12 protein-coding genes are annotated in these 15,653 nt (G+C 47.1%); 7 read left to right on the top strand and 5 right to left on the bottom strand.

Annotation, left to right across the window (positions count from 1 at the left end; genetic code table 11):
- Positions 1 to 444: 444 nt before the first annotated feature.
- Positions 445 to 675, top strand: coding sequence for a hypothetical protein (locus tag F0P94_RS19545; protein ID WP_191906875.1), 231 nt, complete (start codon positions 445 to 447; stop codon positions 673 to 675).
- A 92-nt stretch (positions 676 to 767) separates the two neighbouring features.
- Here the strand turns inward: F0P94_RS19545 and F0P94_RS01055 are convergent, their stop codons facing one another.
- From F0P94_RS01055 to lepA, 4 genes are all read right to left on the bottom strand, one after another.
- The gene (locus F0P94_RS01055) at positions 768 to 2,705 is read right to left on the bottom strand and encodes an OmpA family protein (RefSeq protein ID WP_150901847.1); all 1,938 of its coding nucleotides are present in this window, start codon (positions 2,703 to 2,705) and stop codon (positions 768 to 770) included.
- Positions 2,706 to 2,709: 4 nt separating this feature from the next.
- Positions 2,710 to 3,291, bottom strand: a complete 582-nt coding sequence (locus F0P94_RS01050; protein WP_150902380.1) for a 7-carboxy-7-deazaguanine synthase QueE — start codon at positions 3,289 to 3,291, stop codon at positions 2,710 to 2,712.
- Between the two features lie 335 nt (positions 3,292 to 3,626).
- A complete protein-coding gene (locus F0P94_RS01045; RefSeq protein ID WP_150901846.1) occupies positions 3,627 to 4,523 on the bottom strand; it encodes a bifunctional 5,10-methylenetetrahydrofolate dehydrogenase/5,10-methenyltetrahydrofolate cyclohydrolase in 897 nt (298 codons plus the stop codon).
- A gap of 393 nt (positions 4,524 to 4,916) precedes the next feature.
- Complete coding sequence (lepA, locus tag F0P94_RS01040) at positions 4,917 to 6,704, bottom strand: translation elongation factor 4 (RefSeq protein WP_150901845.1); 1,788 nt, start codon at positions 6,702 to 6,704, stop codon at positions 4,917 to 4,919.
- 312 nt (positions 6,705 to 7,016) lie between these two features.
- Between lepA and F0P94_RS01035 the strand changes: the two genes are divergently transcribed.
- Entirely contained in the window at positions 7,017 to 7,727 is a 711-nt protein-coding gene (locus F0P94_RS01035) for a LuxR C-terminal-related transcriptional regulator (protein WP_150901844.1), read from the top strand.
- A 495-nt stretch (positions 7,728 to 8,222) separates the two neighbouring features.
- Positions 8,223 to 8,792 (top strand): DUF1003 domain-containing protein, encoded by a 570-nt coding sequence (locus tag F0P94_RS01030; RefSeq protein ID WP_150901843.1) that lies wholly within the window; start codon positions 8,223 to 8,225, stop codon positions 8,790 to 8,792.
- Between the two features lie 83 nt (positions 8,793 to 8,875).
- Here the strand turns inward: F0P94_RS01030 and F0P94_RS01025 are convergent, their stop codons facing one another.
- The gene (locus tag F0P94_RS01025; protein WP_150901842.1) at positions 8,876 to 9,106 is read right to left on the bottom strand and encodes a hypothetical protein; all 231 of its coding nucleotides are present in this window, start codon (positions 9,104 to 9,106) and stop codon (positions 8,876 to 8,878) included.
- Between the two features lie 122 nt (positions 9,107 to 9,228).
- Here F0P94_RS01025 and F0P94_RS01020 point away from each other — a divergent pair, with 122 nt between their 5' ends.
- The 4 genes from F0P94_RS01020 to F0P94_RS01005 all read left to right on the top strand — a co-directional run bounded on the left by F0P94_RS01020 (position 9,229) and on the right by F0P94_RS01005 (position 15,345).
- Positions 9,229 to 11,514, top strand: a complete 2,286-nt coding sequence (locus F0P94_RS01020) for a T9SS type A sorting domain-containing protein (protein WP_150901841.1) — start codon at positions 9,229 to 9,231, stop codon at positions 11,512 to 11,514.
- 238 nt (positions 11,515 to 11,752) lie between these two features.
- Complete coding sequence (gene msrA / locus F0P94_RS01015) at positions 11,753 to 12,325, top strand: peptide-methionine (S)-S-oxide reductase MsrA (protein ID WP_225307084.1); 573 nt, start codon at positions 11,753 to 11,755, stop codon at positions 12,323 to 12,325.
- A gap of 570 nt (positions 12,326 to 12,895) precedes the next feature.
- Complete coding sequence (locus tag F0P94_RS01010; protein ID WP_150901840.1) at positions 12,896 to 14,035, top strand: SMP-30/gluconolactonase/LRE family protein; 1,140 nt, start codon at positions 12,896 to 12,898, stop codon at positions 14,033 to 14,035.
- 407 nt (positions 14,036 to 14,442) lie between these two features.
- Positions 14,443 to 15,345 carry a manganese catalase family protein gene (locus F0P94_RS01005; RefSeq protein WP_150901839.1) on the top strand — a complete coding sequence of 301 codons (903 nt, stop codon included), beginning with the start codon at positions 14,443 to 14,445 and terminating at the stop codon, positions 15,343 to 15,345.
- The last annotated feature ends 308 nt before the right edge of the window (positions 15,346 to 15,653 follow it).

Below are 15,653 nucleotides of genomic sequence, written 5' to 3'. Positions count from 1 at the left end.
TCCCCTCCTTTTTTCAAGGAGGGGCTGGGGGTGGTTAATTTTTCACGTTCCAAATGCCATCTGAATCCCTCCAAGACTCAATCCAACTGCTAAAGCTGCCTTTTCTCAAACTCCCAAACTCAGTTGCCGGAGTTGTTCCAAAAAGTCGTCGTTCCGATTCAGCTATCAAAAATGGTGCGGTTATCCTATTGTGCAGAACTTAAAAATACAACCACCCCCAGCCCCCAATGCTGTCAATTTAAGAGTTTATATGGTCATCCCGAACGAAGTTGAGGGAACTATCGCGTACCGAACCCGAAAGAAAGGCATTTATTGCTACGCCCAAATGCCATAGTAGTAACCAATAGTTTCTTCGACAGGCTCAGAATGACCTAATAATGTATTGGCCCTTTCCTTAAGTTGACAGCATTGCCCCAAGCCCCTCCTTGTTTAAGGCGGGGAGCATTGTACTTCCAAATTTTAACAGCAGCGTTTTGTAGCAAACGGCAGAAAACACTATTATTTCAGGCTCAAAAGCCAAATAAAGAAAGGGAGAAAAAAAAGCTCCCCTCCTTTTTTCAAGGAGGGGTTGGGGGTGGTTCTTTTTACAGTAATGAGGAGCAAAGAAGAAAGCTTAGAATAAATAACCCTTTTACTAAAAACCAGGAAGAAAATTTGAAAAACAGTAGCAATTAAAACTAAAAAACTACCAATAGCCGACGAGGTCCTTCGCTTGCGCTCAGGATGACAAAAAGGAAACTTAAGAAACAAAAACAAACGGCTTTAGTTTACAAAATCCGGAACTCGATGCGGCGGTTTTGCTGCCGGTTCGCTTCCGAATTATTCGGTACGGCCGGTTTGGTTTCGCCGTAGCCAATGGCTTTGATCCGGTCTTTGGAAATACCATTGGCAGCAAGATAAGCCGCTACCGATTGCGCCCGTTTCTCCGAGAGCTCTTTGTTGGCTTCATCCGAACCAACATCGTCGGTATGCCCCGATATCTCTACCCGAATGGTATTGTAGCGGCGCATAAACGTGATCAGTTTTTTGAGTTCGGTTTTGGAAATTCCTTCTAAATTATATTTGTTGCTTCCGAAGAAGATGTTGTTCAGCACTACTGAAGCACCCGGCTTTACCGGATCGAGGTAAATATCGAGGGTAAGCGGGTTAAAATCTTTTTTGTTCAGGTAATCGAAGTTGAGGCTTTTGAGCAGGTAATTGTCCGCGGCGGCGTACATGGCATACTGGGTGCCCTCGTTCAGCACAATGGTGTATTCGCCGTTTACCGGATCGGAATTTACCTGTTGCATCAGCTCGTCTTTGGCCAGGTCGTAAAGCTGCACATCAGCTTTGATCGGGCGTTTGGTTACTGCATCAAAAACCCGTCCGGCCGCATAGGTAGTGGTTTCTTTGCTCCGCCAGGCAGCCGGAACGTCAAATTCATACAGATCGATGGCCCGTTTGCCGCTGTTCGGGTTGGTAAGTTGCCGGGAATAATAGCCTTTGGTATTGTTAGACGTAATGAAAATAGAACCTTCGTCTTCGAACGTATTCAGCGGATAGCCCATATTCTGGGGCATAGACCAGGCATTGTTTTCGAAATTGGCTTCGTACAAATCCAGCCCGCCCATACCAATGTGGCCGTCGCTGGTGAAATAAAGCGTGGTACCGCTGGCATGAATAAAGGGCGCCATGTCTTTTCCGGGCGTATTAATGGGCGCGCCAACGTTAACCGCCCCGCTCCAGGTACCGTTTTCCTGCAGCCGCGTTACCCAGATATCTTCCTGGCCAAAGCTGCCGTTCTTCCGGAGCGAAGAAAAATAAAGCGTCCGCCCGTCGGCCGATAAAGATGGTTGGGAATCCCAGGATGCGGAGTTTACGATCGGGCCCATGTTTTTCGGTTTGCTCCACTGGTCGCCCTTTTTAACGGAAATATACAGGTCGCAATCACCTTGGGAATCAGGTCGTTCACAGGAAGTAAATACCAGGGTTTTGCCGTCGCCGGAAATCGTGCCGGCCCCTTCGTTATACTGGGTATTGATCATGGCCGAAACCGAAGCAGGCGCGCTCCAGCGGCCGTCCACTTTTTCGCACAGGTACAGGTTCTCGTCGGCATCCGGGCTGGCGCCACGGCCGGTATAAAGAAAATGCCGCTGATCGGCCGTAACCGTCGGGAAGTACTGGTAAGCAAACTGGTTGATATGGCCGCCTAACCGGGAAGGTTTAAAATCGACCGGGTTCTTCATGGCTTCCTGGGCAAACTGGCAGCTTTTAACCTGCATTTCGGCATACGGCACGTTTTTCTGTACCTTCGGATTTCCTTCGCTGGCCTTTAAGAAATTAGTAAACTGCTCTTCGGCAAACTTGTAATCGCCCTGGTTAATGGCTGCATCGGCTACGGTAAGATAATCATTTACCAGGGCCGGGTTGAAAGGCAAAACGCTGATGCCCTTCTTGTAATTTTCGAAGGCAAGGCCCTTATTAGCCATCGTTTTGTAATAGCCGCCCAGGCGCAAATAGGCTTCTCCGAATTTAGGATCGCGTTTAATGGCATTATCCATCAGCTCGATCGCCTTCTGGAAATCGCGGTCTTTGGCGGCCTGCATGCTACGCTGATACATGAGTACCGCGCGCGGAACCGTAGACGAAAGTTTTTCGGATTGGGCGAAAACCTTCGGGCACAGCAAACAAACAAAAAACACAATTAACCAGCTCTTTCGGAACATATACCTACGGAATGTTCATGTACTTATGGGTTTGAATAGAGATCTGCCACTTCGGATTATTCTTTACATAATCCACTATGAGCGGGGTGATCTGCTCCGACTTGCTCCACTCCGGCTGCAGGAAAAGACGAGCTTTCGGATCGAGCCGGGAAGCAAATTTTTCGGCCCAGGCAAAATCGGATTTGTTGAAAATTACCACCTTCAGTTCGCTTACGTGCGGCATAATGCTTTCGGTAGGCTCTTTAAATTTTTTCGGCGAAAGGCAGATCCAGTCCCACTCGCCGGATAACGGATAGGCACCCGAAGTTTCAATAAACGTCTGAATGCCTTTTTCGTGCAGTTTCTGGGTCAACGGTTTCAGGTTATAGATCAGCGGTTCGCCGCCGGTAATAACCACCAGTTTCGCCGGAAAAGCCGCTGCCGCCGCTACAATGCTGTTTATGGAGGTAAGCGGATGGTCGTCGGCATTCCACGACTCTTTTACGTCGCACCAGTGGCAGCCGACATCACAGCCACCTAAACGAATAAAATATGCGGCCCGGCCGGCATGAAAACCTTCTCCCTGTATGGTGTAAAAGGCTTCCATCAACGGAAGTTTTGTTCCGTCGGCAGGAACAATTTCCGGGGATTCAGCTGAATTGCGTAATAGTGTTTCCAAGGTAATTAAATTCAAAAAATTGCTCAGCCACCTACATTAGCGACTGAGCAACCATAAAGGTAACCAAATCTTTTAAGTACAGCAGCAAGGCTGTTTTCGATACTATTTAAGAACGTAATATAAGCATTTTTATTTTTTGGCTGCCAGGCAACCTGCTTTTGCTTTCTATACGGCCTTTAAGCACGAATGATCGGTTAAAATTCTGAAGAAATGGTGAAGCCTATAAAAATTCATATTACCACCTGCCAACCACACTTAAACATTTAGTTAGCGGCAAGTTCACCATAGATTTCGTGCCTGGCCGCCCGCAAGGTATTCTTCAGCAACATGGCTATTGTTAAAGGACCAACCCCGCCAGGCACCGGTGTAATATAGCTGCATTTCGGCGCCACTTCGTCAAATTTCACGTCGCCTTTCAGTTTAAAACCAGCCTTGCGCGTAGCATCTGCCACCCGGGTGGTTCCCACATCTATCACCACGGCTCCTTCTTTCACCATATCGGCGGTAATGAATTCCGGCTTACCAATGGCCACAATCAGAATATCGGCCTGCCGGGTGTGGTGTGCCAGGTCCACGGTATTGCGGTGGCAAATGGTAACGGTGCATTCGCCCGGATAGGTGCATTTGCTCATCAGAATGCTCATGGGCGTACCCACAATCTTGCTCCGGCCAACCACCACGCAATGCTTCCCGAAGGTATCGATCTTATACCGCTCCAGTAGTTGCAGAATTCCATAGGGAGTAGCCGGTAAAAAGGCAGGCAATCCGGCCACCATCCGGCCTACGTTAACCGGGTGAAAACCGTCCACGTCTTTCCGGTGATCTACCGCTTCCAGTACTTTTTCGGTATCGATGTGTTTAGGGAGAGGCAGCTGCACAATAAAACCGTCTATTTCCGGATCGTTGTTCAGTTCCGCGATCTTGCCCAGCAGTATTTCTTCCGAAACGGTATCTTCCATCTGAATTAAAGTAGATTCGAAGCCCACTCTTTCGCAAGCCAGCACTTTATTCGTTACATAAGTTACCGAACCGCCGTCGTTACCTACCAGAATAGCCGCTAAATGAGGCGCTCTGCCGCCCTCGGCAATGATGTTCTTAACTTCGGCGGCAATTTCTTCTTTAATGGTTTCGGCTGTTTGTTTTCCGTCTAGGAGAGTCATGTTTGTAATTAATAATTTATAATTAAGAATTAATAATTTTATTCATTTAAGAGATTTGAAATTTTATACTTCCGGAGTAATCTCGTTAAATACTGTATTTCCTCATTTCTTATTTTTTTGTCTTTAGGATTGTTCAAGTTTTTCAAACCTTTTAAAATCTCTTCCTCGGATTTTTTTTTCCCAGTACTTTTTAAATAATTCTCCCATAATAAGTTTTTAATTTTCTTATTATTTGAAAGATTAATCAAAAGTTTTAACCATATGGAAGAAATTATTTAAAGCGCTACCCTTTTCACCTCAAAAAGTCGGACCTACGAAAATTCGAACAGTCGAATAATCGAAAACAAAAAGCCCCAAAATACTTTCGCACGTTGGGGCTTTTTGTTTTTCACATCAGTCGAGTTTGAGCACAGCAAGGAACGCTTCCTGCGGGATCTCTACGTTGCCGACCTGGCGCATCCGTTTCTTTCCTTTCTTCTGCTTTTCCAGGAGTTTCCGTTTACGGGAAATATCACCGCCGTAGCATTTGGCCAGTACGTTCTTGCGCATGGCCGAAATCGTTTCGCGGGCAATGATCTTCTGCCCGATGGCGGCCTGAATGGCAATTTCAAACATCTGGCGCGGCAGCAATTCTCTTAGCTTTTCGCACAGGCGGCGGCCCCAGTCGTAAGCTTTGTCGCGGTGCACGATGGCGCTTAACGCATCCACTTTTTCGCCGTTCAGCATAATATCCAGCTTCACCAGGTGCGAAGTCCGGAAACCGATCAGTTCGTAATCCAAAGAGGCGTAGCCGCGGGAAATGGTTTTCAGTTTATCGAAAAAGTCGAATACGATCTCAGCCAAAGGCATTTCAAAGATCATTTCCACGCGGTCGGAAGTCAGGTAATTCTGGCCTTTGATAATACCACGTTTGTCCATGCAAAGCGAAATGATCGAACCTACATAATCGGATTTGGTAATGATCTGGGCTTTGATGTACGGTTCTTCAATGGTTTTAATGAAGTTCGGCTCCGGCATATCCGAAGGCGCATTTACCGTAATTTCTTCGTCTTTTGTGGAAAATACCTTGAACTGCACGCTTGGTACGGTGGTAATTACCGTCATGTCGAATTCGCGTTCCAGGCGTTCCTGCACAATTTCCATGTGCAGCATGCCTAAGAACCCGCAACGGAAACCAAAACCAAGGGCGGCCGAGCTTTCCGGCTCCCAAACCAGGGAGGCATCGTTCAGCTGCAGCTTTTCCATACTGGCCCGCAATTCTTCGAATTCGCTGGTTTCTACCGGATAAATACCGGCAAAAACCATAGGCTTTACTTCTTCAAAACCCTGGATCGATTCCTTCGTCGGGTTATCTACCGTGGTAATGGTATCGCCTACTTTTACTTCTTTGGCATCTTTAATACCCGAGATCAGGTAGCCCACGTTGCCGGCGCTCATCACGTCGCGTGGTTCCTGGTTCAGTTTCAGCACCCCAATTTCATCGGCATTATAGGTTTTGCCCGTGTTCACGAACTTTACCTTGTCGCCTTTTTTCAGCGTACCATTCATGATCCGGAAATAAACCTCGATACCGCGGTAAGAGTTAAAAACGGAGTCGAAAATAAGCGCCTGCAGCGGTGCGTTCGGATCGCCTTTTGGGGCCGGAATGCGTTCGCAAATGGCATCCAGAATTTCTTTAATACCAATACCTGCCTTGCCGGAAGCAGGAATAATGTCCGCTTTATCGCAGCCGATCAGGTCGATGATCTCGTCCGAAACTTCTTCCGGCATGGCATGCGGCAGGTCGATCTTGTTCAGTACCGGGATAATTTCCAGGTCATTGCCGATGGCCAGGTACAGGTTGGAAATGGTCTGGGCTTCAATACCTTGCGAGGCATCCACGATCAATAATGCGCCTTCGCAGGCAGCAATGGAACGGGAAACTTCGTAAGAAAAATCGACGTGGCCGGGGGTATCGATCAGGTTCAGGATGTACTCTTCGCCTTTATAATTATATACCATCTGGATGGCGTGGCTTTTGATGGTGATGCCGCGTTCCCGCTCCAGGTCCATGTTATCTAAAAGCTGCGCCTGCATTTCGCGCTGGGCTACCGTAGAGGTAAACTCCAGGAGGCGGTCGGCCAGGGTGCTTTTACCGTGATCTATATGTGCAATGATGCAAAAATTCCGAATATTCTTCATATGTAGGGTCTACAAGCTGCAAAGGTACAAATATCTGGGCAAAACGAATAATGCCGCGCCGTTCTCCGGCCATTATTCTTATATTATTGCTGAAAATTTAGGTTGCCCAATTATATGGCAAGGGCTGGAACAAGCCTTTAGCCCTTCTGCCGCGTTGCACCTTCTGTTTACCTTTTAAAAGGCAGCTTTAGCCAGAAAAATTCCTTTCTCTGTAATTATTTCCCTATAATAAATTTTCGGAATTAAAATACCCAGTAGCAGGTAATTTTATTATAATAATTAGTAAATTGAAATTCCCAAATTCACCACTATATGCAAAACGCTACCCCAAGTACGCCTCCTACCGAAGACGGAAACTCGCTGGAGGCACGCATTCAAGCCAAAATTGCAGAGATCGAAGCTATTGCCAATGAACTTCCCGGCGTAATAATCATCCACAATAACCTGGATTTATCGGTAGTTTATATGTCTGAAAGGGGAACCGAAATTTTAGGTTTTACCGTGGAAGAATTAAAAAACTTAGGCGTTGAATACCATGACCGCTTTTTTAATCCCGAAGAATCCAAACATTTTGTACCTAAAATAATGGAATTGCTCCAACGCAACGACCGGCAGGAATGGATATGCTATTTCCAGCAGGTACGGCCTTCGGAAGATCATAAGTGGACCTGGTACGCTTCTTCCACAAAGATCCTGATGCACGACGACGATGGCAGGCCTGTCTTAAATATTACCATAGCCCTGCCCTTAGATACTTCCCATCATTTAACCACCAAAGTGGAGCGGCTTCAGAAAGAGAACGACTTTTTGCGCAATAACTATAGCAAATTTGCCACCCTCAGCAACCGGGAACGCGACGTACTGAAATTAACCGCCCTGGGTAAGAGCTCGAACGAAATTGCAGATATCTTATTTATTTCTACTGCAACCGTAGACACCCATCGGAAGCACTTCAAAAAGAAACTCAGCGTTTCCTCTTCTTACGAAATTTCCCAGTACGCCATGGCTTTCGATCTGATCTGATTTCCACTTTTTTGGCAATTCAGAAATTGATTTAACTCTAGGTGTATTTTAGCCGAATTGTCTTGAACACGATTTAAAGGATTGAAAGGATAGACAGAATCTAATTACAGAGAAAGAGATAATTACAATCCAGGAGCGGCGTATGCCCGAACAATAGAACCTGCAACCAAAGCCTTTTGTAAGTTTTAAATGAACCAGGAGTTTACTGCACCAATTCCGGCACCAATTCCGGCACCATTTCAACTTCACTCTTTCTGTTTCCGCTCCGGGTTCACAGTAACTTTTTTACAAATAATCCTGTCCATCCTATCAATCCTTAAAATCGTGTTCAGACAAACAGGTTCGCTCATCATCCTTTTATAATAAAAAGCTTCTCGTTTAAAGCCGCTATTTCTCAACAGATAGCGGCTTTCTTCTTTTTTACCTGAACCGCTTGCGTGGCCGATCCGCAACAACCGATAAAACGTATAGAAAGGAAGATTTACCTTCCCGCTTATGGCCCAGCAACTTTCCTCCGGTCCGGAACCCCAACCCCAATCGCAGATGACGGGGATTGTGGAACGCAACATAAAAGCTTTACTGGAGCGACGCCGGCAGGAAAAAAAGGCAAAATCGGTGGAGAACCGGATTGCCGATGCAATTACCCGCTTTACCGGAAGCATGGCTTTCGTTTACATCCACCTCGTTCTTTTCGGGCTCTGGATTGTCTGGAACTTGGGCTGGCTGGGCTTAAAACCCTTCGACCCTACTTTTGTGGTGTTGGCCATGGAAGCCTCCGTAGAAGCTATTTTCCTTTCCACCTTTGTGCTCATCAGCCAGAACCGCATGACGGCGCAAGCCGATAAACGCGCCGACCTGGATTTGCAGGTAAGCCTTTTAACCGAACACGAAGTAACCCGGCTGGTAAAAATGGTATCGGAAATCGCCAAAAAAATGAACATTGAAGAAGCCTACGACCCGGAAATAAAAGAACTGGAAAAGGATGTGCAGCCGGAAAAAGTACTCGACACCATGGAAGAACAGCAGATAAAGAAAGGCCTTCAAAACAAAAAAGAAGGCACCTGAGATTCTTAATCCAATGCCGAAATTCCGTTGAATTCAGTCAACGGCAAGGAATTGCCATGTATTTAAATGGTGAGCTTAAACTATTAACGCTGTTTTTTATAATTTCCAGCCATCCCACAGGTATGAAAAGTAAACCTTGTAATCTTAAATCCATTGCCGTTGACTTCAGTCAACGGAATTCCCGTCTCAACTAAGGTGGTTCTAACAACTACAATTGCTCCAAGGTTCATACGAAAGCACCTTTCTCTGATAAATCTTATCGGTTCACCGGAAAATCCCGCCGCATTTTTCATCGGGCAAACCGGCATTTTCATCGGTTACTTCCACCTGTTCATCGAATAAAAAAGAGCTGAGCCATTATTCAGGCCAAATTTGTATCAGAAAGCTACGGAAACAAACCCTGGCAATCATCAGAATACATTTAAAGCCGAATATTATGTTCAGAACATATCAGAAAATTGCTGCCGCCCTTATCTTATTCTTAAGCGGTTCATCAGCCCAGGCCCAGGTTTCTATTACCGGCCTTGGAAAAGAAGCAGCCTATACTCAGGATTTTAATACCCTGAACGCTGTAAGTTCTGTAAACTGGGTAAACAACAGCACCCTTCCTAACTGGTATGCCGATCGTTCGAACGGTTCCCTGACTACTTTGGTAGTGAGCAATGGCACCAACAGCAACCCAAGCCTTTACAATTTTGGCGCTACCGGCAGTGCCGACAGAGCTTTAGGTTCTATCGGTTCCGGCAACACCGGCAACTACTATTGGGGGGTACGCATGAAAAACAATACCAATGCTACCATTACGGCTTTTAATATCAGTTTTACCGGCGAACAATGGCGCAACAGCAAGGCAAGTGCCCAGTCCCTGGAATTCTCCTACCGCACCAGCGCTAGCGCAATTACCTCGGTAGTCCAGACTTCCGGCACCTGGAATACAGTAACGGCCCTGGATTTCACTTCTCCGGTGAAAGGCGGCACTGCTTACGCCCTGGATGGCAATCTTGCCGCGAACCGCACCTATGTAGAATATACTGTAACGGGCATCTCCCTGGCTCCGGGAAGCGAGATCATGTTCCGCTGGACTGATATTAACCATAAAGCCAACGACCACGCCCTGGCGATTGATGACGTTACCATTGCAGCCCTAACCCCAAACCAATACTATTCCAAAAGCGCCGGCGATCTTAGCGAACTGAACACCTGGGGCAGCCGGTTAGATGGCAGCGGAAATTCACCGGCAAACTTCACCAATCCGGGACAGATCTTTAACATTCGGAACGGTTCTGCCAAAACCATTGCAAAAAGCTGGACAGTGAGTGGTTTCGGTTCTAAAGTAATTCTTGACAATGGCGGATCCGCCGTTAACTTTACCATCCCGGCTGGAACGGTTTTAACGGCAGCCCTGGACCTGCAGGCAAATGCCACGCTTACCGTAAGAAGTGCAGCGGCTCCGAATTTAGGTACGCTTGCCTCTACAAGTACCGTTGATTATGCCCAGGGGAACCAGCTTATTTCAGCAGCAACCTACGGCAATTTAACGGTATCCGGTACCGGTGAAAAACAACTGAATTCCAATATTACGGTAAGAGGTAAACTCTCCTTTACTTCCGGTTCCCTGGTTTTAAAAGATAATAACCTGCTCATGCAGTCCGGCAGCACCATTACGGGAGCAAACGCGGCCAATTACATTAAGACCAAAGGTACCGGCGCTCTGATGCAGGCTATCGGCAAAGGCCAGACTGTTACATTCCCGGTAGGAACCGAAACCACCTACAACCCGGCCACCATTACGCTGGCAAACAGCAGTACCGCCGATAATTTTTATGTATCGGTTATGCCGAAACTTTACACCGCTTACGACGAAACTTTTGTACCGACCGGCAGCGAGATTACCAGCAAAGTAGTAAACACCACCTGGATCATGGAAGAAGAAACCGAAGGCGGCACTAACGCAACCGTACAATTCCAGTGGACCAGTGCCGATGAGCAACTTGACTTTAACCGTAGCCAGACCGGCATCTCTCAATACACCACCGAAGGCTGGACTACCTCTACGCTGGCCCCCGCTTCCGGAAGCAGCCCTTACACCAGAAGCCTTGCTAACGTTACCAGCTTTTCGGTATTCGGAGTAACCGGCGAAAATGCCCCGTTAAACAAATTCCAGCCATTACCGGTAGAATTACTTTCCTTTAAAGCCATGGTAAAAGGCAACGGCGTAGAGCTTAACTGGGCCACGGCTACCGAATTGAACAACGATAAATTCATTATTGAAAGAAGCGGTAACGGCATGAATTGGACTGAAGCCGGTCAGGTAAGAGGCCATGGCAACAGTTCCTCGGTAATAAACTACACCTTCACCGATCAGGTAAACGGAGCAGAAAAGCAACTTTACTACCGCCTGAAACAGGTAGACTACAACGGTACATTTGAGTACAGCAAAGTGGCTACCGTTAAGTTTAACAAAACCCTGAAGCCGGAAATCGCTTTAGCAGCGAACCCGGTAAAAGAAAGCCTCCGCTTCAACCTGAACGGCAGCACGCTTGAAAATGCCACTTTACAGATTTATACTATTGGCGGTTTACAGGTAAAAACACTGAACTTAACCCAAATGAGTGCTGAAGCCGGAACCAGCGTAAACAACCTGCCGGCCGGTATTTATATCTATACAATTACCAGCGGCCAGGAAGTACTGAGCACCGGTAAATTCATAAAAGCAAACTAAGCTCAATTTTGCAACTTTGTAAAAAGCAGGTTTCGGTTATCCGGAGCCTGCTTTTTCTTTTAAAAACCTACCGTTTATATTTCTGAAAAAGCTATCGGATTAGGCAATAAAGTCAAAAATGAATTTCCTTGCTGGTTTTCTGGTCTTATTAGTAATACTTTCGTATAGTTCGGAAAATATGAAAAACAACAAGTTCAGGCTTTATCTTGCAGCAATTTTCACCTTATTCATTACCCTTATGACTTCAGCAGAAAATAATACCTCCGGAAACCCTTCCATGGAAACCGCTACTTTTGGCATGGGCTGTTTCTGGTGTTCCGAAGCCGTTTTCCAGGATCTGAAAGGCGTGTACAAAGTAGAATCGGGTTACGAAGGCGGCCATACCAAAAACCCCTCGTACAAAGAAGTCTGCACCGGAACCACCGGCCACGCCGAAGTAATTCAGGTAACTTATAACCCGAAGGAAATTTCGTACGAAACGCTACTGGAAATCTTCTGGAAACTGCACGACCCAACCACCCTGAACCGCCAGGGCGCCGACGTGGGAACCCAGTACCGTTCCGTAATTTTTTACCACACGCCCGAACAGAAGGCAGTAGCCGAAAACTTTATGCAGGAACTGAACCGGCAGCAGGTTTTCCCCAACCCTATTGTAACGCAAATTGCCCCGGCAGCTACATTTTACAAAGCCGAAAACTACCACCAGGATTACTACAAACTGCACGGCCAGGAACCTTACTGCCAGTATGTAATAAAACCGAAAATGGAAAAACTTGAGAAGGTATTTAAAGAAAAACTGAAAGCGGATTAAGGTCCTTTTTCCCGGATTCAATCAAACGTAAGACAAAGGCAAGGAAATGATCCGTGCCTTTGTTATTTCTGCCTAACGGCAACTTTGCCCCGAAAATTCCACCCGTAGAGACAAGCCGCATTAATCTTACTTTGGCTGGTTCAGATTTTAGCGAAGCGGTAACCTGGACCTATAAATGAATCTGAAGTTTTCAACTTCATTGAGGCGACAGCTGCAAAAACGGTTTCCGAAGATAATAGGGAAAGTTAAACTAAAGGAAGAAAGCAGCTCAAACGGGCTGCTTTCTTTGTTTCCGGCCGTCATACTTTCCTCCCGGAAGCCATCTTCCTAAAGCCAGATTTACTTGTTCCTTGTAGCGTAGGGTTTAAACCCTACGCTACAAGGAACTCCTGATTCAAAGACCGCTTCCTAAATGAAACGACCTTGCCAATGCTAAAGCGAATATTTTCTCACCACAAAGCCTTTTACTTTTCCCGGCCGGAAAGCTACCATTTCACCCCAATCTTAACCCTACGCAAAAGCTTAAGTATAAAGAAAGAAAAGCAATTTGTACCAGCTAACGTTTAAATTATGAAACACTTTTTAACGCTTACCTTTCTTTCCTTTCTTTTAGTTACCGGTTGCGAACAGAAACGTACCACCACCGAAAGTACCAAAACCACCACCCGGACCGACACCGCAACCACTTCCGATACTTCCGCTACTGCAACCAACCGCCTGGCCGGCCGCCTGACCAAAGTGATCGGCTTTACCGGCGCGCAGGTAACCGGCATTACCATTGCCGATAACGGCCGCATGTTTGCCAACTTTCCGCGCTGGCACGATTTCATCCCTTTTTCGGTAGTAGAAATTATGCCCGACGGCAACGTAAAAGCCTATCCCGATTCCACCTGGAACCTCTGGAACGGCAAACCCAGAGCCAACCAGTTTACCTGTGTGCAATCGGTGGTGGCGCACGGCAATTCGCTTTACGTACTGGACCCCAGCAGCCCTAAAATGAAAGGCGTGGTGGGCAATGCCATGCTCTACGAGTTCGACCTGAACACGAACAAGCTGAAAAACAAATACACCTTCGATAAAACCGTAGCCCCGGCAAAATCTTACTTAAATGATTTGCGGGTAGACGATAAAAACGGCCGCATTTACATTACCGATTCCGGCATGGGCGCCATTGTAGTCCTGGATCCGAAAACAAAAAAGGCGCAGCGGTTCCTGGCAAACCACCCTTCCACCAAATCCGAAAATATATCTCTAAAGATAGATGGTAAAACCTGGACCCGCGAAGGCAAAAAACCGCAGATCCATTCCGACGGCATCGCTTTATCGCCGGACAACGATTATTTATTTTACCACGCTTTAACCGGCTACACCCTGTACCAGGTACCCACCGCTGCCCTGGCCGCCGGCAACGAAGCCGAAATTGCCCAAAATGTAAAGAACCTTGGTAAAACCCCGGCGCCCGACGGCATGATCTTCGACAAAGCCGGCAACCTGTACATGGCCGATCTGGAGAAAAATGCCATCGTTTACCGTACTCCGTCCGGGGAAATGAGAACCCTCGTGCAGGATTCCGTGCTTAAATGGCCCGATACCTTTACCCTGGGCAAAGACGGGCAGCTTTACTTCACCCTCAGCCACCTCGGCGAATCGGAAGGCGATATTTCCAACATAGAATTCGAGATCTATAAATTTCCGGCCGTAGCTAAATAAAGGCTACTTAATCTGGAGATTAGGCATGAGCCTTCGGCAGCGATCCTGATTCTGCCGAAGGCTCTTTTGTTTTTTGCGCAACCATGAGTACATATAAATAACCATAAAACATGCTTTGTAGTCCTGAAAAGGACTTGTGATTTTAAAGAACCATCTCTGGTATTCCTTAAAGATTAAATAATCGGGCACGACCTTTCGCCGTTGTTGTGTGTTCTCACCAACAACCATACATCAGCCGGCTTTTACCCGACAAATAACCAACCCCGCTTTCTTCCCCGCTACATAGCCTACGCATTAGTTCCCATCAATAACCATCGATCTTCTCCAGCCAACCGGCCCCAAACATTACACAGTTTAAAAGGTTTTCAAAGGGTCAATAGTATTTCCCACCTCTTAAACCGAAAACTATGATCTTAAAAATGGACCGGCTGCCCATCGAGCTGCCAAAGCCTAAAAATCCGTCAGCCAACGATGCTGCTGCCGTGCAGGAACTGCTCGGCGGCAAATTCGGGGAAATGTCGACGCTGATGAATTACACCTTTCAGTCGTTCAATTTCCGCGGAAGAAATAAACTACGCCCCTTCTATGATTTGATCGGCAGCATTGCCGGCGAAGAATACGGCCACATCGAACTGGTTTCGTATGCCATTAACTTGTTGCTTACCGGCGTTACCAAGCGCGGCCTTGATCCGGAACCCGGCCCGCTGAAAAATGCCACCGATTTCCGGAATGCCCGCCATTTTATTGCCAGCGGCCAGTCTGCCCTGCCCATGGATTCGATGGGTGGCTGGTGGAGCGGCGAGAATGTGTTCAGCAGCGGTAACCTTAAAATGGACCTTCTGCACAATTTCTTCCTGGAATGCGGCGCCCGCGCCAACAAGATCCGGGTGTACGAAATGGTAACCGACCCAACAGCCCGCGAAATGGTGGGTTACCTGCTGGTACGCGGCGGCCTTCACATTGTAGGCTACGCCCGCGCCCTGGAAAAACTGACCGGCGTGGAAGTAACCAAACTTCTCCCGATCCCGGACATGGACAACAAAGCCTTCCCGGAAACCCGCAAATACGAAGCAAGCGGCATCCACCGCCGGCTTTACACCTTCAGCAAAGACGATTACCAGAAAGTAGCTCTGGTGTTCAACGGTCCGCACCCGGAAGACGGAAAGCCCCTGGAAGTGGTGTTTGGCTCCCCGGATGGCTACCCCGCTCCGGACCTGGAAGAAGAACCGCAACTAAGCGCCCCCAGCGGCGACCACATCGACCCGGAAATGTTCAAAGACATCGCTAAGAAAATGGGCATCAAATTTTAAACTACTGCCAAAGCTAACAGAAAACCAAAATCCTGATTTCAAAAAAGCAGCAATACACTTGCTGCTTTTTTTCTTTCAGAAGGAAGAAGAACTTAAAGAAAACCGCCTCTATAAAACGATTCCAGTCACCTCTAAAACCAATTCGGTTTGCTTACAATTTCTATTTTTCCAGGTGATGCGTTTTGCAGAACGCCGCAGTAAAAAGGTTTTCCTGATCTTGCTGAAAAGACAATAAAGCTTGTACGAATTCCTCCCGACTGTGCGTAGCCTGCCCGATGATCCGGAACGTTTTACCGGTTGCCGGTTAT

The sequence above is a fragment of the Adhaeribacter soli genome, assembly GCF_008727925.1.
In the GTDB taxonomy this organism is placed as follows: Bacteria; Bacteroidota; Bacteroidia; order Cytophagales; family Hymenobacteraceae; genus Adhaeribacter_A; species Adhaeribacter_A soli.
This window is presented reverse-complemented; position numbering and strand designations above follow the sequence as displayed.

Coding starts and splice junctions, on each gene's coding strand:
- F0P94_RS01055 (WP_150901847.1), bottom strand. CDS start 2,705: ATGTTCCGAAAGAGCTGGTTAATTGTGTTTTTTGTTTGTTTGCTGTGC.
- F0P94_RS01050 (WP_150902380.1), bottom strand. CDS start 3,291: ATGGAAGCCTTTTACACCATACAGGGAGAAGGTTTTCATGCCGGCCGG.
- F0P94_RS01045 (WP_150901846.1), bottom strand. CDS start 4,523: ATGACTCTCCTAGACGGAAAACAAACAGCCGAAACCATTAAAGAAGAA.
- lepA (WP_150901845.1), bottom strand. CDS start 6,704: ATGAAGAATATTCGGAATTTTTGCATCATTGCACATATAGATCACGGT.
- F0P94_RS01035 (WP_150901844.1), top strand. CDS start 7,017: ATGCAAAACGCTACCCCAAGTACGCCTCCTACCGAAGACGGAAACTCG.
- F0P94_RS01030 (WP_150901843.1), top strand. CDS start 8,223: ATGGCCCAGCAACTTTCCTCCGGTCCGGAACCCCAACCCCAATCGCAG.
- F0P94_RS01025 (WP_150901842.1), bottom strand. CDS start 9,106: ATGAAAATGCCGGTTTGCCCGATGAAAAATGCGGCGGGATTTTCCGGT.
- F0P94_RS01020 (WP_150901841.1), top strand. CDS start 9,229: ATGTTCAGAACATATCAGAAAATTGCTGCCGCCCTTATCTTATTCTTA.
- msrA (WP_225307084.1), top strand. CDS start 11,753: ATGACTTCAGCAGAAAATAATACCTCCGGAAACCCTTCCATGGAAACC.
- F0P94_RS01010 (WP_150901840.1), top strand. CDS start 12,896: ATGAAACACTTTTTAACGCTTACCTTTCTTTCCTTTCTTTTAGTTACC.
- F0P94_RS01005 (WP_150901839.1), top strand. CDS start 14,443: ATGATCTTAAAAATGGACCGGCTGCCCATCGAGCTGCCAAAGCCTAAA.